1 protein-coding gene is annotated in these 1,202 nt (G+C 67.1%); it reads left to right on the top strand.

What is annotated here, in order from left to right; genetic code table 11:
* The first annotated feature begins 116 nt into the window (after window positions 1-116).
* Window positions 117-1,202, top strand: a complete 1,086-nt coding sequence (locus tag ACZ6EM_RS40475; RefSeq protein ID WP_452181105.1) for an IS630 family transposase — start codon at window positions 117-119, stop codon at window positions 1,200-1,202.

Genomic DNA, 1,202 nt, shown 5'->3' with positions numbered 1-1,202 from the left:
CTAGTGAGCTGGTCTTGAGATCTGCGGTCGCCACGTGAGGCGCTTCGCGTCACAGTTTCGGTGTTCTCCGCGCTCCGGGTGGTGACATGGCGTCAGCCCCGCGGTCTGCTGTCCGTATGGGTGACAGCAGACTGCGGCCGCTGGTCCTGTCGGATTCGGAGCGGCTGACCTTGCAGAGATGGGCGACCCGACGCAGGACCGCCCAAGGGCTCGCAATGCGGGCGCGAATCGTGCTGGCTTGCGCAGAGGGCGGCAGCAACATCGCGGTGGCCGCCCGGTTGGGGGTCAACCGGGGCACGGTCAACCGGTGGCGGGCCCGGTTCCTGCACGAGCGTCTGGACGGCCTGGCCGACGAACCGCGGCCCGGAGTCCCGCGCACCATCACCGACGCCCAGGTGGAGGAGGTAGTGGTGCGCACGCTGGAGGAGACGCCGGAGGGCTCCACCCACTGGTCCAAGCGGGAGCTGGCCGCGAAGGTCGGCATCTCACCCTCGAGCGTGCTGCGAATCTGGCGGGCCTTCGGGCTGCAGCCCTGGCGGACGGAGACCTTCAAAATCTCTCCGGACCCACTGCTGATCGACAAGATCCGGGACGTGGTCGGCCTCTACCTGGCCCCGCCGGCGAACGCGGTGGTCTTCGCGGTGGACGAGAAGCCGCAGATCCAGGCCCTGGAGCGGACCACGCCGGTGCTGCCGATGTTGCCCGGGGTCCCCGAACGCCGCAGCTTCGACTACATCCGCCACGGCACCGTGGATCTGTTCGCCGCACTGAACGTCGCCACCGGCAAGGTCATCAGCCGAGTGTCCGCCCAGCATCGCGCCGTCGACTTCCGGGACTTCCTCGACGAGATCGACCGCCAGACCGAGCCGGGCCTGGCGGTCCACGTGATCTGCGACAACCTGTCCACCCACAAGTCACCCGTGGTGCACCGCTGGCTGATCGCGCATCCTCGCGTCCAGCTGCACTTCACGCCGACGTACTCGTCCTGGATCAACCAGGTCGAGCGGTGGTTCGCGGAGCTGGAACGGCGCTGCCTCGAGCGTGGAGTTTTCTGCTCGCTCGACGACCTGAAGACCACGCTCGAGGACTGGATCAAGAGCTGGAACGACAGCGCCCACCCATTCAAGTGGACCAAGACCGCCGACCAGATCATCGACCGAATCTGCCGCTACTGCTCAAGAATCTCCGGACCAGCTCACTAG

The sequence above is a fragment of the Kitasatospora sp. NPDC041917 genome (assembly GCF_055589745.1).
The sequence above is the reverse complement of the archived record's forward strand: the minus strand, read 5'-3'. Positions and strand labels throughout refer to the sequence as shown.